The 548-nt window shown below is 48.7% G+C and carries 1 protein-coding gene; it reads right to left on the bottom strand.

Going from position 1 to position 548, the window contains the following annotated elements:
- Window positions 1-548, bottom strand: a 548-nt coding sequence (locus AB4371_RS22545; RefSeq protein WP_372150696.1) for a tandem-95 repeat protein, incomplete at both ends; no start/stop codon positions are given.

Here is a 548-nt window from a genome sequence, read left to right as displayed (position 1 = left end):
GGCGTAATCGTGAAACTGCCATCATCGTTTTGAGTAACGGTTGCATCTCCACCAACCGTAAGGTCGCTAGCCGTAAGGTCATCGCCCTCTACGTCAGATGCTTGTGATAGCAATTGCTCTTGGCTTAAACGGATAGAACCGTCTTCATCGATTGAGTACGCTAAGTCACCAGACACTGGCGCATCATCAACCGCTGTAACACTCACATCGATGTTTGCTGACACCGTATCGGTGCCGTCAGACACATCAAAACCGAAGTTTACGTCACCATTGAAGTTTTCATTTGGCGCAAAGGTGTACGTGCCGTTACCGTTGTCAGTAAGGATACCGTCGCCACCATCGTAGGTCACACCTTCAACCGTTAGGTTGTCACCTTCAATGTCTGTTGCGCCTGTAAGCAGATCCGCGTCTGTGAACAGTAAAGTACCGTCTTCTTCAACGCTGAACTGTTGATCTTGAGGGACTGGCAGGTCGTTAACTGGGTTAACCGTTAGGTCAGCTGATGCTTGAACGGTGTTAGTACCATCAGAGATATCGAAGCTGATATC

Source organism: Vibrio sp. 10N.261.51.A3 (genome assembly GCF_041471965.1).
Classification (GTDB): Bacteria; Pseudomonadota; Gammaproteobacteria; order Enterobacterales; family Vibrionaceae; genus Vibrio; species Vibrio crassostreae_C.
This window is presented reverse-complemented; position numbering and strand designations above follow the sequence as displayed.